Genomic DNA, 21,934 nt, shown 5'->3' with positions numbered 1-21,934 from the left:
GCCGGGCACGCCCGGCACCCGGGCGCGAGCTTCCGGCCGGCTCAGGCGGCCAGCAGCGGTACCAGGCCGCCCTGGCGATCCAGCGCGGACAGGTCGTCGAAGCCGCCCACATGGGTTTCGTCGATATAGATCTGCGGCACGGTACGACGGCCCGTACGGGTCATCATTTCCTCACGCCGGCCGGGCTCGCGGTCGATCAGGATCTTCTCGATCGTTTCCACGCCACGCTGCTTGAGCAGGCGCTCGGCCATCTGGCAATAGGGGCACACAACCGTGCTGTACATGACGACGCGGGCCATGCGGAATCTCCTTGACTGAAAAAACAGCGGCGCGGACCGCCCAGGGCAGTACCGCGCCGCGTGCTGCATGTTGAATGGGGCTGTTGTATTACTTGATCACCGGCAGGCCGGCCTGCTGCCAGGCAGCCATGCCGCCTTCCAGCGCATAGACCTCACTGTAACCGGCTTCCTTGAGGGCTGCTTGAGCCTTGCTCGAACGCTGGCCGTTCTGGCACACGACGATGATGGGGACCGCCTTGTCCTTTGCAAGGCCGGCGGCGCGGCTGCCGATATCGGCAAGTGGCGCACTCTTGGCCTGGGGCAGGTGGCCCTTGGCAAATTCGGCGGCGTCGCGGATGTCCACCACCACGGCGTTGCGCTTGTTGATCAGCTGCGTGGCCGCAGCCGTATTGACGCGCTTGCCGCCCGTGCCGGCCTTGATTTGCGGCCAGGCCAGCAGGCCGCCCGAGACCACGGCGATCGCGATCAGGGCCAGGTTGTTGTAATCGGCGAAGAAATTCACGTTGGCATTCCGTTGGGTTGGGTCGGCGGCATTATAAAATACGCGGTTTCGCGCCAGCGCCGATTATTTCGGGTGGCGGCTGCCACGCCCGGGCGTGACGCAGGCGCCGCGCGCCGCAGGTTACTTACTACCCTGGAAGCTGCAATGTACAAGCTCGTCCTCATCCGCCACGGCGAATCCACGTGGAATCTCGAAAACCGCTTCACCGGCTGGGTTGACGTCGACCTGACCGACACCGGCGTGGCGCAGGCCAAGCAGGGCGGCCAGCTCCTGAAGGAAGCCGGCTTCACGTTCGACGTGGCCTACACGTCGGTGCTCAAGCGCGCCATCCGGACGCTCTGGCACGTGCAGGACGAAATGGACCTGATGTGGATTCCGGTGCGCAACGAATGGCGCCTGAACGAACGCCACTACGGCGCCCTGGCTGGCCTGAACAAGGCGGAAACCGCCAGGAAATACGGCGACGAGCAGGTGCTGGTGTGGCGCCGCAGCTACGACACCCCGCCGCCCGCGCTGGAGCCGACCGACGAGCGCGCATCGTTCAACGACCCGCGCTACGCCAATGTGCCGCGCGAGCAGGTGCCGCTGACCGAATGCCTGAAGGATACGGTCGCCCGCGTCATGCCGCTGTGGAACGAATCGATCGCCCCCGACATCAAATCCGGCAAGCGCGTCGTGATTGCCGCCCACGGCAACAGCATTCGCGCGCTCGTGAAGTATCTGGATCAGATTTCGGATGACGATATCGTCGGCCTCAACATCCCCAACGGCACCCCGCTCGTCTACGAGCTGGACGCCGACTTGCGCCCCCTGCGCCACTATTACCTGGGCGACCAGGAAGCGATTGCCGCTTCGCTGGCCGCCGTGGCCAACCAGGGCAAGTCCCGCTGACCGCCACCGGTGCGCAAACGCGCCGGCCCGGGCTGCATCCGGGTAGGCGCGCCACGGCCTTTTGTGGCCGCCCCCACCATGGTGTGGTGGCCCGCAGGTCTTTTTCTGCGCACCCTCTTATACTGTCGGTCAATCCAGCCGGGGCGTAACCCGTCCGGCCGGGCATTTTCCTTCCGCATCATCCACAAAAGCTCAGGCAGCCCTCATGCGTAAGACGCTCAAGAACATTAGCCTCGTCTCAGTCGGCGTCGTCGCCGGCGTGCTGGCCACGCTGCAAATCTCGGCCACCGCGCAGAACAGCTCGGGACCGCTGCCGCTCGACCAGTTGCGGCTGATGTCCGACATCTTCGGGCAGATCAAGCGCGAGTACGTGGAGCCGGTCGACGACAAGAAACTGCTGACCGAAGCCATCAAGGGCATGGTCGCCAGCCTCGACCCGCACTCGGCCTACCTGGACGAGAAGGACTTCAAGGAACTGCAGGAAGGCACCCGCGGCCGCTTTGCCGGCCTGGGCATCGAGATTTCGCAGGAAGAAGGTCTGGTCAAGGTCATCAACCCGATCGAGGACACCCCCGCCTTCCGCGCCGGCATCCAGCCGGGCGACCTCATCACCCGTATCGACGACAAGCCCGTGCGCGGCCTGCCGCTGGAACAGGCGGTCAAGCGCATGCGCGGCGAGCCGGGCACCAAGGTCACGCTGACCATCTACCGCAAGAGCGAGGAACGCACGTTCCCGGTCTCGATCACGCGCGCCGAAATCCGCGTGCAGTCGGTCAAGACCAAGATGCTCGACAACAACACCATCGGCTGGGTGCGCCTGACGAGCTTCCAGGAACGCACCGTGGCCGACCTGGGCCGCCGCCTGAAGGACATGGCGGACAAGAACCCGAACCTGAAGGGCATCATCCTGGACCTGCGCAACAACGGCGGCGGCGTGCTGCAGGGCGCAGTGGGCGTGGCGGCAGCCTTCCTGCCGGACGACGCGACCGTGGTGTCGACCAACGGCCAGGTGCCCGATGCCAAGCGCGTCTACAAGGCGACGTTCAACAACTACCGCCTGTCGTCGCTCGAGGACGATCCGCTCAAGGACCTGCCCGCGCAGTTCAAGAAGCTGCCGATGATCGTGCTGACCAATGCCTACTCGGCATCAGCCTCCGAAATCGTCGCCGGCGCGCTGCAGGACCACAAGCGCGCGCTGATCATGGGCAAGACCACGTTCGGCAAGGGTTCGGTGCAGACCGTGCGCCCGCTGACCAACGACACCGGCATCAAGCTGACGATTGCGTACTACTACACGCCGTCGGGCAAGTCGATCCAGGCCAAGGGCATCCGCCCGGACATCCCGGTCGACCAGAACCCGGAAGGCGATCCGGATGACGCCCTGATCACGCGCGAGATCGACACCGAGCGCCACCTGCACAACAAGCAGGAGTCGGAAGAGCCGGAAATGAACGAGCGCGAACAGCGCCGCGTGGACGAACTGCGCCGTCTGGAAGAGGAAAACTCGAAGAAGACGCCGGAAGAACGCGAGAAGGATCGCAAGAAGAAGCCGGTGGAATTCGGTTCGGCCGAGGACTTCATGCTGCAGCAGGCCATCGCCCAGCTCGACGGCAAGCCGGTGCAGAAGTCGAAGTCGCGTCTGGAAGCCACCGGCACGGCCGGCAAGCCCGACACCAAGGAAGAAAAGGCAGGCAAGCCCCCGGCCAAGCCGGCCGCCAAGCCCGCGCCGGCTCCGGCCAAGCCCGGTCCCGCCAGCCAGCCGCCGGCGAGCGCGCCGATCGGGCAGCCGCTGGGCACGCCGACCGGCCAGAAGTAACGGATCCGCGCCGCCCGCCCCGGCGCGCGGCGCGCTTTCCCCTCACCCTGCGGCCCGCGGCATGCCACCGTCGGGCCGTTTTTCATTTGCCGCCGAACCATGAACGACGATCAGCTGCTGCGCTATTCGCGCCATATCCTGCTGGATGAACTGGGCATCGAGGGCCAGGAGCGCCTGCTGGCTGGCCACGCTCTGGTGATTGGTGCCGGCGGGCTGGGTGCGGCCGCGCTGCCCTACCTGGCGTCGGCCGGCGTGGGCCGCATCACGATCGTCGACGACGACGACGTCGACCTGACCAACCTGCAGCGCCAGATCCTGCATACCACTGCCAACGTGGGGCGGCCCAAGGTGGAGTCGGCCCGGGAAGGGCTGCTGCGCATCAATCCGGACGTCGATATCCGGCTGGTGGCGCAACGCGTGGGCGATGTGGAACTGGATGCGCTGGTGGCACAGGCCGATGTCGTGCTCGATTGCTGCGACAACTTTGCCACGCGCCAGGCCGTCAACCGGGCCTGCCTGCAGCATCGCCGGCCGCTGGTCTCGGGCGCGGCGCTGCGCTTCGACGGCCAGGTCAGTGTGTACGACCTGCGCAACCCGGAGGCGCCGTGCTACGGCTGCCTGTTCCCGCCATCGGAACCGGCTCCGGAAGCGGCCTGTGCCACGATGGGCGTGTTCGCCCCGCTGGTCGGCATGGTCGGCACGGTGCAGGCCGCCGAGGCGCTGAAGCTGCTGACCGGCGTGGGACAAACGCTGGCCGGCCGGCTGCTGATGGTCAATGCGATGACGATGGAATGGACCACGATGCGCCTGGCGCGCACGCCCGGCTGCGAGGTCTGCGGACAGGCGCATTAGGCCCGGCGAGGCAGAGCGCGCAGGAAACGCGAAGGGCGCAAAGAGTCGCGGATAGTCGCGGATAGTCGCAGAAATGTCGCCCGGAAATCCTGGCGACCCGCGGTGGAGCCCCCTCCCCCCGGGTCGCCATTTTTTGGCGCGATGTGACTGGATGGAGACAAGAATCCGAATGAGAAGGGTTACTAACCCGCTCCGTACGGGGCGCGGCGCCATCCTGCGCCACGCGCTTGCCCGGCCGCGCCTGCCAGTGATCGGTCAGGCCGCGGCGGGGTCGGATGCCAGCGCGCTTATTGCTCGCCCGGCTCCAGTTGCGACTGCAGGTAGTTCTGCAGGCCGACCTTGTCGATCAGGTCCAGCTGCGTCTCCAGGTACTCGATATGCTCTTCGGTGTCCGTGAGGATATCGACCAGGAGTTCGCGGCTGACGTAGTCGCCAACGGATTCGCAGTACGCAATGCCTTCCTTGACCGTGGCGTGCGCGGTCTGCTCCAGCTTCAGGTCGCACTTGAGCATTTCGGGCGTGTCTTCGCCGATCAGCAGCTTGTGCAGGTCCTGCAGGTTGGGCAGCCCGTCGAGCATCAGGATGCGGTCGATCAGGCGATCGGCATGCTTCATTTCGCCGATCGACTCCTTGTACTCGACATCACCGAGCTTCTTCAGGCCCCAGTGGCGGTACATGCGTGCGTGGAGGAAATACTGGTTGATCGCGGTCAGCTCGTTCTTGAGCTGTGCGTTCAGATGCTGGATGACCTTCTTGTCACCTTTCATTCGGGGCTCCTGATGCGGATGTTGCAGACAACAAACGGACCCGGCGAATGGACGAAGGTGATGGAACGCAACGAATGACAACGGTGGGGAACGACAAAACGCGCCGCGGACGAATCCGTGGGCGCGCTTTTCAATCCACGCGTTGTTCGGTTGAGAACGCTATGCTGACTCAGGCAACCAGCGCGGTACGCTGGTCGTTCGCGACTGCCGGGTCACGAGCGTCCATTATGGCATGTGACGCAGCCGGCGAACAGGCTGAAATGTCGACGACCTGGATGGTCGAGATGGCGGAGGCCTTGATCGTCTGGACGGCGGCAACGCCTTCGCAAAGCACTTGCTTCGCGCAGTCGCGGCAACGGCCGCAGCAGGTTCCCACGCCTAGCGTTTCGGCCAGCTCGTCGAGCGTGGTCACGCCAAGATGAGCGGCACCATGAATCTCATGGTCGGTAACCTGATTGCAGATGCAGACGTACACAACTTGCCTCCTGAGGGCTGGCGGCACCGGCATGCCGCACGCGATGAGAGGCAGAATAACAGAGATCGAAAATGATAACAATTCCCATTAATCCACATGGGAAGCGTCGTGCACAGCGTCGGTGAAGCGATCTGCAAAGCCGCTTGAAAAGCCACTTTTTGTGCGAAAAAGTGGCGTTATAACCACCAACATCAAGCCAAAAACCCTAAGGTTTTAAGGGTTGTGCTATGCCGACAAGAGCTTCAGCGCCGCTGCCTGTTCTTCGGGCTCGTAGCAGTTCAGGATCTGGTCCACGACCTTGCACAGGCGCTCGCAGTCGGCGTGGATGACTTCCTGCTTCACCCGCAGCAACTGGGCGGGATGCATCGAGAATTCGCGCAGGCCCATGCCCAGCAGCAGGCGGGTCATCGCGGGATCGCCAGCCATTTCGCCGCAGACCGCCACCGGCACGCCGGCGTGGTTGGCATCACGGATGGTGCGTGCAATCAGCTGCAGCACCGCCGGATGCAGGGGGTCGTACAGGTGGGCCACGGCGTTGTCGGCCCGGTCGATCGCCAGCGTGTACTGGATCAGGTCGTTCGTGCCGATCGACAGGAAGTCCATCCGCTTGAGAAACAGCGGCAGCAGCAGCACGGCCGCCGGGATCTCGATCATCGCCCCGATCTTGATGCCCGGATCGTACGGCTGGCCGCGCTCGTCCAGCTGGCGCTTGGCCTGCGCGATCAGGTCCAGCGTCTGGTCGATCTCGCTCGCGTGGGCCAGCATCGGGATCAGCAGCCGTACCGGCCCGAACGCCGACGCCCGCAGCAGCGCGCGCAACTGGGTCAGGAACATGGCTGGCTCCGACAGCGACCAGCGGATGGCCCGCAGCCCCAGCGCCGGGTTCAGCGCGGTCTCGAAGTCGTCGCCCAGGCCGTCGAGCGGCTTGTCGGCGCCCACGTCGATCGTGCGGATCGTCACGGGCAGGCCGTGCATGGCCTCCACGGCATTGCGGTAGGCCTGGAACTGCTCGTCCTCGTCGGGCATTTCGTTCCGGCGGTTCATGAACAGGAATTCCGAGCGGAACAGGCCCACGCCGACCGCTCCTGCAGCCAGCGCGGCACCGGCATCCTCGGCCAGTTCGATATTGGCCAGGAGTTCGATTTCCAGGCCGTCCAGCGTGACGGCGGGCATGTGCCGCAGTCGCTGCAGCCGCTTTTTCTCCAGCGCGCGTTCGCTTTGCCGGTGGCGGTATTCCTCCAGGATGATGGCCGACGGATCAACGATGACCAGGCCGGCATCGCCGTCGATGATGATCCAGTCGTCCTGGCGGATCAGCTCGCTGGCGCTCTTGACGCCCACGGCGGCCGGGATGTCCAGGCTGCGCGCCACGATCGCGGTGTGCGACGTGCGCCCGCCCAGGTCGGTCACGAACCCGTGGAACACCGTGTGCTTGAACTGGAGCATGTCGGCCGGGCCGATGTCGTGAGCCACCACGATCACGCCCGGCGCGGCCTCGCCATCGGGCGCCAGGGCCGGCACCGGCGCCGGGGCCAGCACGGGCGCGCCGGCCAGCACCTTCAGGATCCGCTCCACCACCTGCTGGATGTCGGCCTTGCGCTCGCGCAGGTACTCGTCCTCGATTTCGTCGAACTGGCGCATCAGTTCTTCAAGCCGCGTGGTCAGCGCCCACTCGGCGTTGTAACGGCGCTGGAGGATCAGTTCCTCGGGCTCGCGCGACAACGCCTCGTCGTCGAGGATCATCGCGTGGACGTCCAGGAACGCGCCCATTTCCTCGGGCGCGTCGCGCGGCAGGTCGCGCTTCAGGGTCACCAGTTCCGCCCGTACGGCCGCGCGCGCGGCGCGTAATCGCTCCACCTCGGCGTCCAGACGGTCTTCGTCAACCAGGTAGTGCGAAACATCCAGCGCAGCCGGCGCCAGGATATGGGCCCGCCCGATGGCGACCCCACGAGAAACCGGAATGCCGTGCAAGGCAAAGGGCATGACCCGCTCCGTCAGGAACGTTAAGGAATTCTGGGTGTGGCGCCAGGCCTCACTCGCCTTCGCCGAAGCGGTTCGCAATCAGCGCCAGCACGGCGTCCATCGCCTCCTGCTCGTCGGGGCCGTCGATCTCGATCGTGACCGTCGAGCCAATGCCGGCGGCCAGCATCATGACGCCCATGATGCTCTTGGCATCCACCTGGCGGCCGTTCCGCGACATCTTGACCTGGCTTTTGAAGTTGCCCGCCAGCTGGGTCAGCTTGGCGGATGCACGGGCATGGAGCCCGAGCTTATTGATGATGGTTGTGTCCCTCTGCAGCATATTTGTCGGGATGATTTGCGGTTTGATTCTGGACTGCAGTCGTGCCGATCTGCAGCACCCCTTGCGAGCCGCCGGCCAGTGCCTTGGTGGCCAGCTGGTCAAGCTTTTCGGCGCGATAGCAGATCGCACGCACGAGCATCGGCAGGTTCACGCCTGCCAGCACCTTGACGCGGCCCGGCTCGGCCAGGCGCGCGGCAATGTTGGCGGGCGTGGCGCCAAAGATATCGGTCAGCACCAGGGCACCGTTTTCTTCGCATACCGCGGCCAGGCTGCGCTGGGCCTCGGCCAGTACCGCGGCCGGATCGGCGTCGGCGACGACATCGATGGCTGCCAGCCGGGGCGGCTGGCCACAGTAGACGTGGGCAGCGCAATCACGCAGCGCCGAAGCCAGCGGCGCGTGCGCGATGATCAGAATTCCTGCCATGATGGTGAATCCGTTGGACTGCCCAAATTGTAGCAGGCAGCCTTGCGGCCTCTCCCGTGTTTGTGCGCGCCTCCGGGACTGTGGCGCCTTCGCATCAACCCCGGCGTGCGGTTCCCTGCCTGCCAGCTCAGCGGCGGTCGCTGGCCACGGCTTCCTCCAGCGCGTCGATGAACATCGCGCCTACGTTGAAGCCGGTCTGCTGGGTGATTTCCTGGAAACAGGTCGGACTCGTCACATTTACCTCGGTCAGGTAGTCGCCGATCACGTCCAGGCCCACCAGCAGGAGGCCCTGCTCGAACAGCCCCGGCGCCAGCGTCTCGGCGATCTCGCGGTCGCGCGCGCTCAGTTCCTGGGCGCGGCCCACGCCGCCCGCGGCCAGGTTGCCACGGATTTCGCTGCCCTGCGGAATGCGCGCCAGGGAGTACGGCACCGGCTTGCCGCCGATCAGCAGGATGCGCTTGTCGCCCGCCTTGATTTCGGGGATGTACCGCTGGACCATCAGCGTCCGGGCGCCGTTGTCGCTCAGCGTCTCGACGATCGAGCCCAGGTTCATGCCATCGGCGCCCACGCGGAAGATGCCCATCCCGCCCATGCCATCGAGCGGCTTGACGATGATGTCCTTGTGCTCGGCGTGGAAGGCGCGGATGCGGCCCGCGTCGCGCGTGACCAGCGTCGGCGTGACGAACTGCGGAAACTGGGCAATCGCCAGCTTTTCGGAATGGTCGCGGATGGCCTGCGGCTTGTTGAACACGCGCGCGCCCTGCTTTTCCGCCAGTTCCAGCAGCCAGGTGCTGGTCACGTATTCCATGTCGAACGGCGGATCCTTGCGCATCAGCACCGCATCGAAGGTGGCCAGCGGCAGCAGCGCGGCCTCGCCCAGGCGGAACCAGTCGTGCGCATCGTCGAGCAGCGTCAGCGGCCGCGCCACGGCCTCGACCACGCCGGCCGACAGCGACACCTGCGGCTGCAGGCAGAAGAACAGCTCGTGCCCGCGCGCCGCCGCCTCGGTCATCATGGCGTAGGTGGAATCCTTGTACGTCTTGAAGGTTTCCAGCGGGTCGGTGATGAAAAGGATGCGCATGATGGCTCGTCGCGTTGGCGTCAGGTGAAAAGCGTCCGGCGGGTTCGGATCGACCTCGCCGGACCGGGGGCGTGCGTGACAGGCGGCGGGCGCCGCAGGTCAGAGGATCGGGTTGGGATCGGTCTTTTCGAGCTCCACCGAGGCCGCCAGCAGCGCCAGGCGAGCCACCACGCCATACATGTAGAAGCGGTTCGGTACCGCCGCGCCAGGCTTGGCGTGGCTGTCCGGAATGCCGTTCGGGGCGAACGCCAGCGGCACGAAGTGCATGCCCGGCGCGTTCAGGTTCTCGTCGTTGCCGCGGCCCGTATGCACGCGGTAGAAGCCGCCCACCACGTAGCGGTCGATCATGTAGACCACCGGTTCGGCCACGGCCTCGTTGACCTTCTCGAACGTGTGCACGCCTTCCTGGATGATGACGTCGGAGACCTCCAGGCCTTCCTTCACGACGCTCATCTTGTTGCGTTCCTTGCGGTTCAGGCCCTTGATCTCGGACGGATCGCGCACGGTCATGATGCCCATGCCGTAGGTGCCCGCATCGGCCTTGACCACCACATACGGCGTTTCCTTGATGCCGTACTCGCGGTACTTCTTGGCGATCTTCTTGAGCACGCCTTCCACGGAATCGGCCAGTTCTTCCTCGCCGATGCGCTCGTGGAAGTTCACGCCCGACTGGCGCGCGAAGTACGGGTTCACCATCCACGGGTCGATGTCGATCAGCTTGGCGAACTTCTTGGCCACTTCGTCGTAGGCGGCAAAGTGGCTGCTCTTGCGGCGCGTGGACCAGCCGGCATGCAGCGGCGGCAGCAGGTACTGCTCGTTGATGTTCTCCAGGATCGGCGGAATGCCGGCCGAGAGGTCGTTGTTAAGCAGGATCGAGCAGGGATCGAAATCCTTGAGCCCCAGGCGGCGGCCCTTGGTGCCCAGCCGCGCCAGCGGCTCGACCACCAGCGTCTGGCCGTCGGGCAGCTCGATCGGGGTCGGTTCGGTGATTTCCTCGGACAGCGAACCCAGCCGCACGTTCAGGCCGGCCTGGCGCATGATCAGCGACAGCCGCGCCACGTTCTGCAGGTAGAACATGTTGCGGGTGTGGCGTTCCGGGATCAGCAGCAGGTTCTTGGCGTCCGGGCAGATCTTCTCGATCGCGGCCATGGCAGCCTGCACGGCCAGCGGCAGCATCTCGGGCGCCAGGTTGTTGAAACCGCCCGGGAACAGGTTCGTGTCGACCGGAGCCAGCTTGAAGCCGGCATTGCGCAGGTCGACGGAGCAGTAGAACGGCGGGGTATGTTCCTGCCATTCCAGCCTGAACCAGCGCTCGATGGACGGGGTGGCGTCCAGGATCTTCTTTTCCAGTTCGAGCAGCGGACCGTTCAGCGCGGTGATGAGATGCGGGACCATATCCATCCTAAGGAATCAGCTTTATTGTCCGCCCCGATTGTAAGGGAACGGCTATCTGGCTGCAGGCTCGCCTTGCATAACCTTATACGGAGTCTGGCCAGGGATGGGGGATATGGGGCCGATCGAGGGTTTTCAAACCCCGACCGCCGGAATGGCCGGCCGGGAGTGGCCGCGCCGGGCCCCGAATGGCCGCGGGTAAAAAAAAAAGCGCGGCGTGGTGCCGCGCTTTCAAATGGCCTGACAGATACGGGGAGCGTTCTGCAGGTGGAGGAAACTGCCTCATTGGCACTCTATGCGCGCACCCCATTAAATACAATTGAGACTTTTTAAGATCCGATTTAAGCACCCTGCGAATAACGCCGCCAGCCCTTGTCCCCATTGGGTTCGTGCAAATCGGGCGGTCCCGCAGCGCGGAATGTTGGTCGGCCATCACACACGGATTCCGCGTGCCGGGAATAAAAAAGCCCCGGCACAAGGCCGGGGCAAAACTCCTGAGAGAAGATTCCCAATCAGCTCTCCAGCACAACTCTGTTGCGGATATCAACCTTCATAGGCCGTTTCGCCATGCGAAGTGATATCCAGGCCTTCGCGCTCTTCCTCTTCCGGCACGCGCAGGCCGATCAGCATGTCCACCAGCTTGTAGGCCACCAGCGAGACCACGCCCGACCACACGATCGTGGTCAGCACGCCTTCGAACTGGATCCACAGCTGGCCCGCGATCGAATAGTCGTCAGCCACCTTGTTGGCCACGTAGTCGTAGATGCCCACGCCACCCAGGCTCGGCGCCGCAAACACGCCGGTCAGCAGCGCGCCGACGATACCGCCCACGCCGTGCACGCCGAACACGTCCAGCGAGTCGTCCATGCCCAGCATGCGCTTCAGGCCGGTCACGCCCCACAGGCACAGCAGGCCAGCGACCAGGCCCATCACGATCGAACCCATCGGGCCGACGAAGCCGGCTGCCGGGGTGATCGCCACCAGGCCGGCCACGGCGCCCGAGGCACCGCCCAGCATCGACGGCTTGCCCTTGCCGATCCACTCACCGAAGGTCCAGGCCAGCACGGCGGCGCAGGTGGCCAGCAGCGTGTTGACGAAGGCCAGCGCGGCACCGCCGTTGGCTTCCAGGCCCGAACCGGCGTTGAAGCCGAACCAGCCGAACCACAGCAGCGACGCACCCACCATCGTGAAGGTCAGGCTGTGCGGGCGGATTGCCTCGCGGCCGAAGCCGATCCGCTTGCCGAACATGAAGGCACCCACCAGGCCCGCCACGGCGGCGTTGATGTGCACCACGGTACCGCCGGCGTAATCCAGCGCGCCCTTCTGGAACAGCCAGCCCGACTTGGCCGTGGCTGCGGTTGCGGCAGCGGCGTCGGTGTAGGCGTCCGGGCCCGGCCAGAACCAGACCATGTGAGCCATCGGGATGTAGGCGAACGTGAACCAGAGCACCACGAACACCAGCACGGCCGAGAACTTGGCGCGCTCGGCGAAGGCGCCGATGATCAGGCCGCAGGTGATGCAGGCGAACGCGCACTGGAACGCGAAGAACACCAGTTCCGGGATCACCACGCCCTTGCTGAAGGTGGCCGCCACGGCATCCACGTTCAGGCCCTTCATGAACAGCCGGTCGGTGCCGCCGAAGAACGCGTTGCCTTCGGTGAACGCGAAGCTGTAGCCGTAGATGGCCCACAGGATCGCCACCAGCGAGAAGATCACCAGGCACTGCATCAGCACCGACAGCATGTTCTTCGACCGGACCAGGCCGCCGTAGAACAGCGCCAGGCCGGGCAGCGTCATCAGGATCACGAACGCCGTGGCCACCAGCAGCCAGGCGGTATCGCCCTTGTTGGGAACGGGGGCCGGCGCGGCGGCGGGCGCGGCTTCAGCCGGCGCCGCGGCTGCCGGAGCCGCTGCCGCCGCAGCCGGGGCCGCTGCGGACGCGGCGGCCGCTGCCGGGGCCGAAGCCTCGGCGGCGGGCTTGTCCTGCGCCACGGCATGGGTGGACAGGCCGAGACCGGCCGTGCCGAGCGCCAGCGCCATCGCGCCAGCCGTCAGGAATCGCTTGAACCAGGTTTTCATGGGTCTAACCTCTGTCTCTCGTAGTTCTGTCGTCACAGCGCGTCGCCGCCGGTCTCGCCGGTGCGGATGCGGATGACCTGTTCAACCGGGGCGACAAAGATCTTGCCGTCGCCGATCTTGCCGGTGCGGGCCGACTTCTCGATGGCCTCGATGGCGCGTTCCACCACATCGTCGGGCACGGCCACCTCGATCTTCACCTTGGGCAGGAAGTCGACGATGTATTCGGCGCCCCGATAGAGTTCGGTGTGGCCCTTCTGGCGGCCAAAGCCCTTGACCTCGGTAACCGTGATGCCCGACACGCCCACGTCCGAGAGGGCCTCGCGCACCTCGTCGAGCTTGAACGGCTTGATGACTGCAATGATCATTTTCATTGGGGTTCTCCTTGAGGCAGCCCGATGGGCTCAGGCCGCCCGGCTGGGATGTGTGCTGTTCGAGTTAGAAAGTCTTGGTAATCGAAGCCCAGGCGGCTGCCTTGCCCAGGTAGCGGCCACGGTTGGCGCTGGTGTAGAACGACTCCTTGGCGTTGGTGTCCACATAGGCCACCGACAGCGCGAAGCCCTTGCCCAGGTCCTTGGTCAGGCCGATCTTCCAGTCGGTGTACGACGCGTCGCTGTGATGCGTCACGCCCTGGTAGCCCACGTGCGCGTTCAGCGTCAGGTCCCAGAAATTCAGCGGCACGTTGGCGGACAGGTCGACGTAGTAGCTGTTCTTGCTGTCGTCGATGCCGAACAGGTTGGTCACCGCGTGCGAGTACTTCAGGAACACCGGGCCCCAGCCGATGCCGGCGTAGAGCTCGGTCGTGTACGGGCGGGTGGTCGTGTAGCCGCCCGGGTAGTAGTACTGCAGCACGCCGACGTCGTAATTGAATTCCTCGCCGCCTACCCCGAACTTGTTCTTGTAGCCGCCGTAGAAGTCCATTTCCACGGGCGCCGAGACCGACGAGTCCGCATCCTCGAGCCAGCTGATGCTCGAGTTCCAGTTGCCGACATAAAAGCCGCTCTCGTGCGAATAGTCGAACCCGCCCTGGATGGCCGGACGCAGGTTGGTCTGGCTGATACCGCGATAGCGGTAGTCAGACACCAGCGACACGTTGGCGCTGAACGTGTGGGGCGATGCCGGCTCGGCGGCGGGTGCGGCTGCGGGCGCGGCGGCGTCCGGGGCGGTCTGCGCGAACGCCATCGGGGCTGCCAGGCTGAACAGGACCGCAGCGGCGCTGGCTGCGAGGCTCGACGTCTTCATCTGGTTCTCTCCTTTTCCTTGAAATCTTCGCGGGCTCGTTTTGAGGATCTGCTGCTTTATTGCTTTGTGGTGTTGACGCTCCTGGCAATCGATACTGCAACTGCCGTGCCAGCTCTCCTCGCCCTGCGGCGGCGCATGTCGGCAGTGGCCTTCGCGGGGCTCCGGAACCACATGGAAGGAGAGCGGGCGGTCCCATCGCCGCGCCCGGAAAGCGTTAAAAGATGTGACCAGCCCTTGTCAGAGCTTTCATGGCGGGCGCCGAAGCGCCATAATCCGCGTCATGAAGGGTCAAGTGCTGCGTGCTTGGCGTACCAGTGAGAAAGCCGGGCCGGCCCGGCGGGCAAGCGGCGCGATACGCCCCAGTCGGGTGCATCGACCTGCCGGTCCGGTGTGCCGGATGCCCCTGGCTACCGCCCCAATGCGGTGCATGACTGGCCGAATCGCCACAGCCGGGCGCCCGGCGAATGCCTGCCCCGGCGCGGCCTGACCCGAACGATCCAAATTGGTCACAACAGGAGCTTCACCATGAAACCGACCGATCTCTTCAACGACCTGCAGCAAAAGGTCAGCGAGGCGCTGCGCAATTCGCCGGCCAAGGACATCGAGAAAAACGTTCGCAGCATGATGACCCAGGGCTTTGCGCGCCTGGATCTGGTCACGCGCGAGGAGTTCGACGTGCAATCGCAGGTGCTGGCGCGTACCCGCGCCCGGCTGGAGGAACTGGAGGCTCGCGTGGCAGCCCTGGAAGCCCGCGCCGGCATCAATCCGCCGCCTTCGACCGGGGTATGACCCCAAGGCGCCAGCCGCCTGCCCCGCATCGCCAGAAAGGCCACCGTCACCCGGTGGCCTTTTTCTTTAACAAATCCGCAAACGTATGAGCCTTGCAGTCTTGCGCAGCCGCGCGCTGAGCGGCATCGACGCGCCGCCCGTGTCGGTGGAGATCCATCTTGCCAATGGCCTGCCCGCGTTCAACATCGTCGGGCTGGCCGATACCGAAGTGCGCGAAAGCCGCGAGCGCGTACGGGCGGCGCTGCTCAACAGCGACTTCGAGTTTCCGAACCGGCGTATCACGGTCAACCTGGCCCCCGCCGACCTGCCGAAGGAATCGGGCCGCTTCGACCTGGCCATCGCGCTGGGAATCCTGGCCGCTGGCGGGCAGTTGCCGGTCGAAGGGCTGGATGCCTTCGAGTTTGCCGGCGAGCTGTCCCTGGCCGGCGACCTGCGGCCGGTGCGCGGCGCCCTGGCCATGGCGATGGGTCTGGCGCGCGACAACCGGGCGCGGGTGGCCGCCGGCCAGCCTCCGCGCGCGTTTATCGTCGCCATGGAAAACGGTCCCGAGGCCGCGCTGGTGGAGGATCTGACAGTGCATGCCGGCACCACGCTGCGCGAGGTGTGCCACCACGTGGGGCTGCTGCCGGAGCAGGCGTTGCGGCGCGCCCGGCCGCCGCAACGGGTGGCCGATACGGGCGATTCGCCCGACCTGCGCGACGTACGCGGGCAACTGCAGGCCCGGCGCGCCATGGAAGTGGCCGCGGCGGGCCAGCATTCCGTGCTGCTGGTGGGCCCGCCCGGCACGGGCAAGTCGATGCTCGCCCAGAGATTTCAGGGGCTGCTGCCGCCCATGACCGAAGCCGAGGCGCTCGATGCCGCCGCCGTGCTGAGCCTGACGCCGGGCGGTTTCCAGCCTTCGCAGTGGGGCCGGCGGCCATTCCGCAGCCCGCACCACACCGCGAGCGGGCCCGCGATGGTTGGCGGCGGCGGCAATCCCCGCCCCGGAGAGATCTCGCTGGCCCACCATGGCGTGCTGTTTCTGGACGAATTGCCAGAGTTCGACCGCCGCGTGCTGGAAGTCCTGCGGGAGCCGCTGGAGACCGGCCACATCACGATTTCCCGCGCGGCGGCGCAAATCGACTTCCCGGCGCGCTTCCAGTTCATCGCGGCAATGAACCCGTGCCCGTGCGGCTACCTGGGACACCCCACCCGCATGTGCCGCTGCACGCCCGACCAGGTGCAACGCTATCAATCGCGGATCTCCGGCCCGCTGCTCGACCGCGTGGACCTGCAGATCGAGGTGCCCGCCCAGGGCCAGCGCGAAATCCTGGACGGCCCGCCCGGCGAACCCAGCGAAACGGTCCGCGCCCGCGCCGTGACCGCGCGCGACCGCCAGCTGGCGCGCCAGGGCATGCCCAACAGCGAACTCTCCGGCCGTGCCATCGACACCCACTGCCCGCTCGACAACGCCGCGCAGACCCTGCTGCGCGGGGCGATGGACAAGCTGGGCTGGTCTGCCCGCGCGTACTTCAGGGTGTTGAAAGTGGCCCGCACCATCGCCGACCTGGAAGGCGCCGAGGTGCTGACGGCCGCCCATGTGGCGGAGGCGATTCAGTATCGGCGTGTGCTGCGGTCGGCTTAGCTTGGGGATTGAACAATGACTACTTTCGTTGCATTCGAATGGTTTTCTGAGTTCTGGTGGTGGATCGTGTTCGCGACGATCTGCGGCAACCCCCACGACGGCGCTGGCCATCCAGCCGGGCTCCAGGGTTCCGATTAGCGTGCGATAGCACAATATTCAAAAGGAATGCCACATGAGCGACACCCCTCCGACCCATCAAGCAGGACGTATCCACAGACAAAAGGCCCGCTACGCGGGCCTTCGTCATGTCACACCGGCGGTTCCAGCGGCGGCGGGGGCGGTTCCTCGATGGGCGGCTGGTCCGCCGGGAAGCCCGGCGGGGGTGGCTCGTCGGGGGGCGGTTCGCGGTGGGCAGTCAGGGGGACATCGTGCATCGGGGGCTCCATGTACGCCGGGTCACTCCCCATTGAAGCAAACGCTGCCGCACTACGCCAGGCATTCGGCCGCCGGGGTGGCTTCAGGTGTGATGCCGTCGCACGAAGAACAGCGCCGTGCCCACGGCCACCAGCACGCCGCCGAAGAAACGGTTCTGCCAGCGTACGGCACGCGCGTTGCGGAACAGGCCCTGCATGCGCGACGCCAGCAGCGCGTAGCCGTGCATTACGATCAGGTCCACGAAGCACATCGTGGCGGCCAGGATGGCCAGTTGCACGCCCAGCGGGTGGCCCGGGTCGATGAACTGCGGCAGTACCGCCACCATGAAAATGATGCCCTTGGGATTGGTGACATTGGTCAGCAGCCCCGTGGCAAAGCGGCGCCGACGGCTCATGACCGCTGTGCGTACCGCCCCGCCCTGGCCGTCGGCGCCGTCCTGCGGACCGGTCTCCACCTTGGATCGCCATTGCTGGACGCCCAGGTAGATCAGGTACATCGCGCCAATCGTCTTGACGACCAGGAAGGCTTCCTCGGACGCCAGCAGCAGCGCGCCCAGCCCGCCGCCGGCCACCAGCAGGATGATGACCAGGCCGGTCTGCAGGCCCATGATCGTCGTCGACGTCTTCTTCAGGCCATACGACAGGCCATGGCTCATCGACAATACCGCGCCCGATCCTGGCGAAACGGCGATCACCCAGCACGCGGCAAAATAGGCCAGCCACACTTCCCAACGCATCACGGCACTCCTGAAGGAAACAACGGTTAACGGTTAAAAGCGGTTCAATCGGATCAGGCGGTCGGATCTGCCTCAGAACGGGTGGAATCCGGTCAGGAACTGTTCGACCTGCTCGGCCTGGCGCGTATCGCGGGCGGCATCGCCCGCTTCCAGCACCACCGCCTGGTAGACGCGGGCGCCCGACGCCACCAGGCGTGCTGTCAGCCGGCGCGGCGCCTTGTCCTGCGGCGATACGCCGGCCACCGACACTTCCACGCCGTCGAGCGTCACGGGCGGCTGGGCCGCCGACATCATCGTGACGGGGTGCGCCTGGGCCGGTGCCTCGGGGTGTGCGCCCAGATTGGCCACCAGCCCCGCCTGCATGGCTTCGATGGCTTCGCGGCGCATTGCGGCATCGTCGCTGGGCAACGTCACCACGCCCACCGCGAACAGCGTGCCGTCGATGTTCGCGGCATCCATGGTCATCGGCAGCTTGTGGCCGGCAATCGATACATCGCGCGCGGCGCTGGTCGGCTTGGCCGGATACAGGGCGGTGTACTTGCCGTCATTCGACACGATGGTGCGCCAGTCATAGCGCGGCGAGCAGCCCGCCAGCGCCAGCCACAGCAGGGCGAGCAGCGGCAGGAGACAATGACCGGGACGAAACAGGCCGGGACGGGACGAATTCGACGTACTGGACGTACTGGACGGACGGGGGCGGAGCGTGGGCGGGGGCATCGGCATGGGCGGCGCATTCGTGCGCAAGCCGGTATTATCCCGGAAGCCGCCCGCCCGCGCATGTGCGGCCCGTGGCCGGCATCGCCCCATCGTCCCTTGCCCCCCACCCAGGCGCCGGCCCGCCCGTTTTTCCGTGAGGTGACCATGCCCTTCCGTTCCCTGCCCCGCCTTGCCGCAGCCTGGCTGACCAGTCTGGCCGCAGTGGCCAGCCTCCGCGCCGTGGCTGCCACCGAACACCTGCCGCCGGTGACCGATATCGGCGCCCAGTCGGCCGCAGCGGCCAGTCAGGGCGAGCCGCTGGTGGTGCTGGTCAGCCTGCCCGGCTGTACCTATTGCGAGACGGTGCGCCGCAACTACCTGGGCCCGCAGGTGGCGGCCGGGGACATTGCCGCGCGGGAAATCGACATGACGGCCGATACGCCGATCCGTGACGTCGATGGCACCATGACCACCGCCAAACGCTGGGCGCAGGCCCGTAACATCTCGGTCGCCCCGACCGTGCTATTCCTGGACCCGCACGGCCGCAACCTGGCCAAGCCGCTGCGCGGCATGCAGCCCGATTTCTATGGTGCCTACCTGGAGCAGGCCATCGACGAGGCCCGTGCCAGGGTGGCCGCCCGGTCCGGCGCGCCGCGGTAGCGCCGGCCACCGCTGCAATATTGCGGCGAATTGCCGCAGCCCCGGCGCGCTTGACCGCCCACGATGCCGGCTTCCACGCCCGGCAGTAGAATAGCCGCTGTCCGATGGCTGTCCCGGTACCGTTATCCCATGTCCAATACTGCTGCTTCCGCCACCTCCCCGCGCAAACGCTGGCCGCTCGCCGTCGCGGTCGTGATCGTCGCCCTGCTCGGCTTCTTCGGCTATCGCGCCATGTCGCCGGCCAGCAAGGTGCCCGACGCCACTTTCACGCTGCTGTCGGGCCAGAAGGTCAGCACGGCCGATCTGAAGGGCAAGGTCTACCTGGTCAACTTCTGGGCCACCAGCTGCGCCACCTGCGTGAAGGAAATGCCGCAGATGATCGACACCTACAAGCAATTCAAGGACAAGGGCCTGGATTTTGTGGCCGTGGCCATGAACTATGACCCGCCGATGTACGTGGCCAACTACGCCAAGACGCGCGAACTGCCGTTCAAGGTGGCCATGGATTCGGACGGCTCGGCGGCCAAGGCCTTCGGCGACGTCCAGCTCACGCCCACCACCTTCGTGGTCGACAAGAACGGCAAGATCCTGAAACGCTACGTGGGCGAACCCGAGTGGGATGCGCTGCACAAGCTGCTGGACGGGGCGCTGGCCAGCGCGGCCTGATTTCCTTCCATTCCCGTCGAAAAGGTGCCCATGCGGCACCTTTTTTGTTGCCCGGACGCCGCGCAGGCACGTCCGGCTTGCCAGTCGAAGCTGTATGGATATACAGTGGGCGCCAGATTTTTCTCAATCCTTCCCCTCTGCCTTCCCGCTGTGCTACCGGATCTCGCCCCTGAAGCCGACGTGCCCGCCGACCTCTCCCACGAGACGGGCGACGCGGCTGCCTACCTGTCCAAGCTGAATCCGGAGCAGCGCGCCGCCGTGGAATATGCGGGCGAGGCGCCGCTGCTGATCATTGCCGGCGCGGGCTCGGGCAAGACCAATACGCTGGCGCACCGCGTCGCCCATCTGGTGGTGGGCGGCGCCGATCCGCGCCGCATCCTGCTGCTGACGTTCTCGCGCCGCGCGGCGGCCGAGATGGGCCGCCGCGTGGAGCGCATCGTCGACCAGGCACTGGGCGTGCAGTCCGGCGCAGGGCGTGCGGCGCTGCAGTGGTCGGGCACCTTCCACGCCATCGGCGCCCGGCTGCTGCGCGAGTACGCCGAGACGCTGGGCCTGGCCCCGAGCTTCACGATCAGCGACCGTGGCGATTCGGCCGACCTGATGCACGTGGTGCGGCATGACCTGGGGCTGTCCGAGCAGACGTCGCGCTTTCCGCGCAAGGAAACCTGCCTGGCCATCTATTCGCGCGTGGTCAACACCCAGCTGCCCATCGAGGTGGTGCTCAAGACCCAGTTTCCGCGCTACGCGATGTGGGCCGAGGCGCTCAAGGCGCTGTTCGCCGGCTATGTCGAGGCCAAGCAGAAACAGCAGGTGCTGGATTACGACGACCTGCTGCTCTACTGGGCGCAGGCCATGACCGAGCCCGCGCTGGCGCAGGACATGGGCGCGCGCTTCGACCACGTGCTGGTCGACGAGTACCAGGACACCAACGCGCTGCAGGCGTCGATCCTGCTGGCGCTGAAGCCGCAGGGCCATGGCCTGACCGTAGTGGGGGATGACGCGCAGTCGATCTACGCCTTCCGTGGCGCCACGGTGCGCAACATCCTAGATTTCCCGACGCAGTTCACGCCGGCGGCCGAACAGGTCACGCTGTCGCAGAACTACCGTTCCACGCAGCCGATCCTGCAAGCCGCCAACGCAGTGATCGGCCTGGCGGCCGAGCGATTCACCAAGGACCTCTGGTCGCTGCGCGAGTCGGCCGAAAAGCCCGGCGTGGTGGTGGTCAACGACGAAGCCGACCAGGCGCGCTTTGTCGTCGAGCAGGTGCTGGCGCGGCGCGAATCGGGCCTGGCGCTGATGCAGCAGGCGGTGCTGTTCCGCGCCGCCGACCACAGCGCGCAGGTCGAGATCGAACTGGCCCGGCGCAACATTCCGTTCGTGAAGTTCGGCGGCCTGAAATTCCTCGAATCGACGCACGTGAAGGACGTGATGGCCGTGGTGCGCTGGCTGGAAAACCCGCGCGACCGCATGGCCGGCTTCCGCACGCTGCAACTGCTGCCCGGTATCGGGCCGAAGACCGCCGCGCGCGTGCTCGAGGGGCTCGAAGCGGCCACCGAGCCGCTGGTGGCGCTGGAGGCGTTCGAGGCCCCGCCGGCCGCCGCGCCCGCATGGGACGACCTGCTGGCGCTGGCCCGCACGCTGATGGCGCCCACGTCGCCGTGGCCGTCAGAGTTCGAGCAGGTGGTGGCGTGGTACGTGCCGCATCTGGAGCGCATGCACGACGATGCCGCCGCGCGCCAGGCCGATCTGCAGCAGATCGAGCGCATCGCGGCCACCTATGCGTCGCGCGAGCGTTTTCTGACCGAACTGACGCTGGACCCGCCCAGCGCGTCCAGCGACGAATCCGGCGTGCCGTCGCGTGACGAGGACTACCTGATCCTGTCCACCATCCATTCGGCCAAGGGCCAGGAATGGAAGGCCGTGTACGTGCTCAACGCCGTGGACGGCTGCATGCCGTCAGACCTGGCCACCGGCACCACCGAGGAAATCGAGGAAGAACGCCGCCTGCTGTACGTGGCCATGACGCGCGCGCGCGACCACCTCGACGTGATCGTCCCGCAGCGGTTCTACGTGCACAACCAGGTGGGCTTTGGCGACCGCCATGTCTACGCGTCGCGCACGCGCTTCCTGCCGAACCGCGTGATGCCGAATTTCTACAGCCGGTCGTGGCCGCCCCCGCCGATGCCGGGCGAGGGGCAGGACGCCAGGCCGGCGCTGCCGCAGGTCGATCTCGCCAGCCGCATGCGCAACATGTGGAAGTAGGCTGGCC

Annotated in this window: 23 protein-coding genes; 8 read left to right on the top strand and 15 right to left on the bottom strand. The window is 66.2% G+C overall.

What is annotated here, in order from left to right; genetic code table 11:
• Window positions 1-41: 41 nt before the first annotated feature.
• Together grxC and BLQ58_RS25785 are read right to left on the bottom strand one after the other, a co-directional pair.
• The gene (gene grxC / locus BLQ58_RS25790) at window positions 42-299 is read right to left on the bottom strand and encodes a glutaredoxin 3 (protein ID WP_066739793.1); all 258 of its coding nucleotides are present in this window, start codon (window positions 297-299) and stop codon (window positions 42-44) included.
• An 88-nt stretch (window positions 300-387) separates the two neighbouring features.
• Entirely contained in the window at window positions 388-801 is a 414-nt protein-coding gene (locus BLQ58_RS25785; RefSeq protein WP_092603123.1) for a rhodanese-like domain-containing protein, read from the bottom strand.
• Between the two features lie 144 nt (window positions 802-945).
• Between BLQ58_RS25785 and gpmA the strand changes: the two genes are divergently transcribed.
• The 3 genes from gpmA to BLQ58_RS25770 all read left to right on the top strand — a co-directional run bounded on the left by gpmA (window position 946) and on the right by BLQ58_RS25770 (window position 4,360).
• Entirely contained in the window at window positions 946-1,692 is a 747-nt protein-coding gene (gpmA, locus tag BLQ58_RS25780; RefSeq protein WP_092603121.1) for a 2,3-diphosphoglycerate-dependent phosphoglycerate mutase, read from the top strand.
• A gap of 205 nt (window positions 1,693-1,897) precedes the next feature.
• Window positions 1,898-3,508 (top strand): S41 family peptidase, encoded by a 1,611-nt coding sequence (locus tag BLQ58_RS25775; protein WP_092603119.1) that lies wholly within the window; start codon window positions 1,898-1,900, stop codon window positions 3,506-3,508.
• A gap of 99 nt (window positions 3,509-3,607) precedes the next feature.
• Window positions 3,608-4,360 carry a HesA/MoeB/ThiF family protein gene (locus BLQ58_RS25770; protein ID WP_092603117.1) on the top strand — a complete coding sequence of 251 codons (753 nt, stop codon included), beginning with the start codon at window positions 3,608-3,610 and terminating at the stop codon, window positions 4,358-4,360.
• Window positions 4,361-4,647: 287 nt separating this feature from the next.
• Here the strand turns inward: BLQ58_RS25770 and bfr are convergent, their stop codons facing one another.
• From bfr to BLQ58_RS25720, 10 genes are all read right to left on the bottom strand, one after another.
• Complete coding sequence (gene bfr / locus BLQ58_RS25765; protein WP_092603115.1) at window positions 4,648-5,127, bottom strand: bacterioferritin; 480 nt, start codon at window positions 5,125-5,127, stop codon at window positions 4,648-4,650.
• Window positions 5,128-5,296: 169 nt separating this feature from the next.
• A complete protein-coding gene (locus BLQ58_RS25760) occupies window positions 5,297-5,602 on the bottom strand; it encodes a (2Fe-2S)-binding protein (protein WP_092603113.1) in 306 nt (101 codons plus the stop codon).
• A 225-nt stretch (window positions 5,603-5,827) separates the two neighbouring features.
• Window positions 5,828-7,585, bottom strand: a complete 1,758-nt coding sequence (ptsP, locus tag BLQ58_RS25755; protein ID WP_092603111.1) for a phosphoenolpyruvate--protein phosphotransferase — start codon at window positions 7,583-7,585, stop codon at window positions 5,828-5,830.
• 49 nt (window positions 7,586-7,634) lie between these two features.
• Window positions 7,635-7,904 carry an HPr family phosphocarrier protein gene (locus BLQ58_RS25750; RefSeq protein WP_092603109.1) on the bottom strand — a complete coding sequence of 90 codons (270 nt, stop codon included), beginning with the start codon at window positions 7,902-7,904 and terminating at the stop codon, window positions 7,635-7,637.
• On the bottom strand, window positions 7,873-8,328 hold the full coding sequence (locus BLQ58_RS25745) for a PTS sugar transporter subunit IIA (protein ID WP_092603107.1): 456 nt from the start codon (window positions 8,326-8,328) through the stop codon (window positions 7,873-7,875). The genes BLQ58_RS25750 and BLQ58_RS25745 overlap by 32 nt, the downstream gene beginning before the upstream one ends.
• A gap of 127 nt (window positions 8,329-8,455) precedes the next feature.
• Complete coding sequence (gene gshB, locus BLQ58_RS25740; protein WP_092603105.1) at window positions 8,456-9,409, bottom strand: glutathione synthase; 954 nt, start codon at window positions 9,407-9,409, stop codon at window positions 8,456-8,458.
• Window positions 9,410-9,508: 99 nt separating this feature from the next.
• Window positions 9,509-10,804, bottom strand: a complete 1,296-nt coding sequence (gene gshA / locus BLQ58_RS25735; protein ID WP_066739913.1) for a glutamate--cysteine ligase — start codon at window positions 10,802-10,804, stop codon at window positions 9,509-9,511.
• A 540-nt stretch (window positions 10,805-11,344) separates the two neighbouring features.
• Window positions 11,345-12,880: an ammonium transporter gene (locus tag BLQ58_RS25730; protein ID WP_092603103.1), complete on the bottom strand. Its 1,536-nt coding sequence runs from the start codon at window positions 12,878-12,880 to the stop codon at window positions 11,345-11,347.
• A 32-nt stretch (window positions 12,881-12,912) separates the two neighbouring features.
• A complete protein-coding gene (locus BLQ58_RS25725) occupies window positions 12,913-13,251 on the bottom strand; it encodes a P-II family nitrogen regulator (RefSeq protein ID WP_092603101.1) in 339 nt (112 codons plus the stop codon).
• A gap of 64 nt (window positions 13,252-13,315) precedes the next feature.
• Window positions 13,316-14,119 (bottom strand): TorF family putative porin, encoded by an 804-nt coding sequence (locus tag BLQ58_RS25720; protein WP_092603099.1) that lies wholly within the window; start codon window positions 14,117-14,119, stop codon window positions 13,316-13,318.
• A gap of 525 nt (window positions 14,120-14,644) precedes the next feature.
• Between BLQ58_RS25720 and BLQ58_RS25715 the strand changes: the two genes are divergently transcribed.
• A complete protein-coding gene (locus tag BLQ58_RS25715; RefSeq protein ID WP_092603097.1) occupies window positions 14,645-14,908 on the top strand; it encodes an accessory factor UbiK family protein in 264 nt (87 codons plus the stop codon).
• Window positions 14,909-14,993: 85 nt separating this feature from the next.
• Window positions 14,994-16,532: a YifB family Mg chelatase-like AAA ATPase gene (locus tag BLQ58_RS25710; RefSeq protein WP_092603095.1), complete on the top strand. Its 1,539-nt coding sequence runs from the start codon at window positions 14,994-14,996 to the stop codon at window positions 16,530-16,532.
• 248 nt (window positions 16,533-16,780) lie between these two features.
• Here the strand turns inward: BLQ58_RS25710 and BLQ58_RS29710 are convergent, their stop codons facing one another.
• The 3 genes from BLQ58_RS29710 to BLQ58_RS25700 form a co-directional block, all read right to left on the bottom strand.
• Window positions 16,781-16,906, bottom strand: coding sequence for a hypothetical protein (locus BLQ58_RS29710; protein ID WP_302847671.1), 126 nt, complete (start codon window positions 16,904-16,906; stop codon window positions 16,781-16,783).
• Window positions 16,907-16,989: 83 nt separating this feature from the next.
• Window positions 16,990-17,643 (bottom strand): LysE family transporter, encoded by a 654-nt coding sequence (locus BLQ58_RS25705; RefSeq protein ID WP_092603093.1) that lies wholly within the window; start codon window positions 17,641-17,643, stop codon window positions 16,990-16,992.
• Window positions 17,644-17,715: 72 nt separating this feature from the next.
• A complete protein-coding gene (locus BLQ58_RS25700; RefSeq protein ID WP_254776162.1) occupies window positions 17,716-18,366 on the bottom strand; it encodes a hypothetical protein in 651 nt (216 codons plus the stop codon).
• Between the two features lie 138 nt (window positions 18,367-18,504).
• Here BLQ58_RS25700 and BLQ58_RS25695 point away from each other — a divergent pair, with 138 nt between their 5' ends.
• From BLQ58_RS25695 to BLQ58_RS25685, 3 genes are all read left to right on the top strand, one after another.
• A complete protein-coding gene (locus BLQ58_RS25695) occupies window positions 18,505-18,999 on the top strand; it encodes a thioredoxin domain-containing protein (protein WP_254776160.1) in 495 nt (164 codons plus the stop codon).
• A 129-nt stretch (window positions 19,000-19,128) separates the two neighbouring features.
• Entirely contained in the window at window positions 19,129-19,665 is a 537-nt protein-coding gene (locus BLQ58_RS25690; RefSeq protein ID WP_092603091.1) for a TlpA disulfide reductase family protein, read from the top strand.
• Window positions 19,666-19,815: 150 nt separating this feature from the next.
• Complete coding sequence (locus BLQ58_RS25685) at window positions 19,816-21,927, top strand: ATP-dependent helicase (protein WP_092603089.1); 2,112 nt, start codon at window positions 19,816-19,818, stop codon at window positions 21,925-21,927.
• Window positions 21,928-21,934: the final 7 nt, after the last annotated feature.

Origin of the sequence: Ralstonia sp. 25mfcol4.1 (genome assembly GCF_900104095.1) — a bacterium.
Classification (GTDB): Bacteria; Pseudomonadota; Gammaproteobacteria; order Burkholderiales; family Burkholderiaceae; genus Cupriavidus.
The sequence above is the reverse complement of the archived record's forward strand: the minus strand, read 5'-3'. Positions and strand labels throughout refer to the sequence as shown.

Excerpts from the sequence above, each read along its gene's own strand:
- grxC (WP_066739793.1), bottom strand. The coding sequence starts at position 299 with ATGGCCCGCGTCGTCATGTACAGCACGGTTGTGTGCCCCTATTGCCAG.
- gpmA (WP_092603121.1), top strand. The coding sequence starts at position 946 with ATGTACAAGCTCGTCCTCATCCGCCACGGCGAATCCACGTGGAATCTC.
- BLQ58_RS25775 (WP_092603119.1), top strand. The coding sequence starts at position 1,898 with ATGCGTAAGACGCTCAAGAACATTAGCCTCGTCTCAGTCGGCGTCGTC.
- BLQ58_RS25770 (WP_092603117.1), top strand. The coding sequence starts at position 3,608 with ATGAACGACGATCAGCTGCTGCGCTATTCGCGCCATATCCTGCTGGAT.
- bfr (WP_092603115.1), bottom strand. The coding sequence starts at position 5,127 with ATGAAAGGTGACAAGAAGGTCATCCAGCATCTGAACGCACAGCTCAAG.
- ptsP (WP_092603111.1), bottom strand. The coding sequence starts at position 7,585 with ATGCCCTTTGCCTTGCACGGCATTCCGGTTTCTCGTGGGGTCGCCATC.
- BLQ58_RS25750 (WP_092603109.1), bottom strand. The coding sequence starts at position 7,904 with ATGCTGCAGAGGGACACAACCATCATCAATAAGCTCGGGCTCCATGCC.
- BLQ58_RS25745 (WP_092603107.1), bottom strand. The coding sequence starts at position 8,328 with ATGGCAGGAATTCTGATCATCGCGCACGCGCCGCTGGCTTCGGCGCTG.
- gshB (WP_092603105.1), bottom strand. The coding sequence starts at position 9,409 with ATGCGCATCCTTTTCATCACCGACCCGCTGGAAACCTTCAAGACGTAC.
- gshA (WP_066739913.1), bottom strand. The coding sequence starts at position 10,804 with ATGGTCCCGCATCTCATCACCGCGCTGAACGGTCCGCTGCTCGAACTG.
- BLQ58_RS25730 (WP_092603103.1), bottom strand. The coding sequence starts at position 12,880 with ATGAAAACCTGGTTCAAGCGATTCCTGACGGCTGGCGCGATGGCGCTG.
- BLQ58_RS25725 (WP_092603101.1), bottom strand. The coding sequence starts at position 13,251 with ATGAAAATGATCATTGCAGTCATCAAGCCGTTCAAGCTCGACGAGGTG.
- BLQ58_RS25720 (WP_092603099.1), bottom strand. The coding sequence starts at position 14,119 with ATGAAGACGTCGAGCCTCGCAGCCAGCGCCGCTGCGGTCCTGTTCAGC.
- BLQ58_RS25715 (WP_092603097.1), top strand. The coding sequence starts at position 14,645 with ATGAAACCGACCGATCTCTTCAACGACCTGCAGCAAAAGGTCAGCGAG.
- BLQ58_RS25710 (WP_092603095.1), top strand. The coding sequence starts at position 14,994 with ATGAGCCTTGCAGTCTTGCGCAGCCGCGCGCTGAGCGGCATCGACGCG.
- BLQ58_RS29710 (WP_302847671.1), bottom strand. The coding sequence starts at position 16,906 with ATGCACGATGTCCCCCTGACTGCCCACCGCGAACCGCCCCCCGACGAG.
- BLQ58_RS25705 (WP_092603093.1), bottom strand. The coding sequence starts at position 17,643 with ATGCGTTGGGAAGTGTGGCTGGCCTATTTTGCCGCGTGCTGGGTGATC.
- BLQ58_RS25700 (WP_254776162.1), bottom strand. The coding sequence starts at position 18,366 with ATGCCGATGCCCCCGCCCACGCTCCGCCCCCGTCCGTCCAGTACGTCC.
- BLQ58_RS25695 (WP_254776160.1), top strand. The coding sequence starts at position 18,505 with ATGCCCTTCCGTTCCCTGCCCCGCCTTGCCGCAGCCTGGCTGACCAGT.
- BLQ58_RS25690 (WP_092603091.1), top strand. The coding sequence starts at position 19,129 with ATGTCCAATACTGCTGCTTCCGCCACCTCCCCGCGCAAACGCTGGCCG.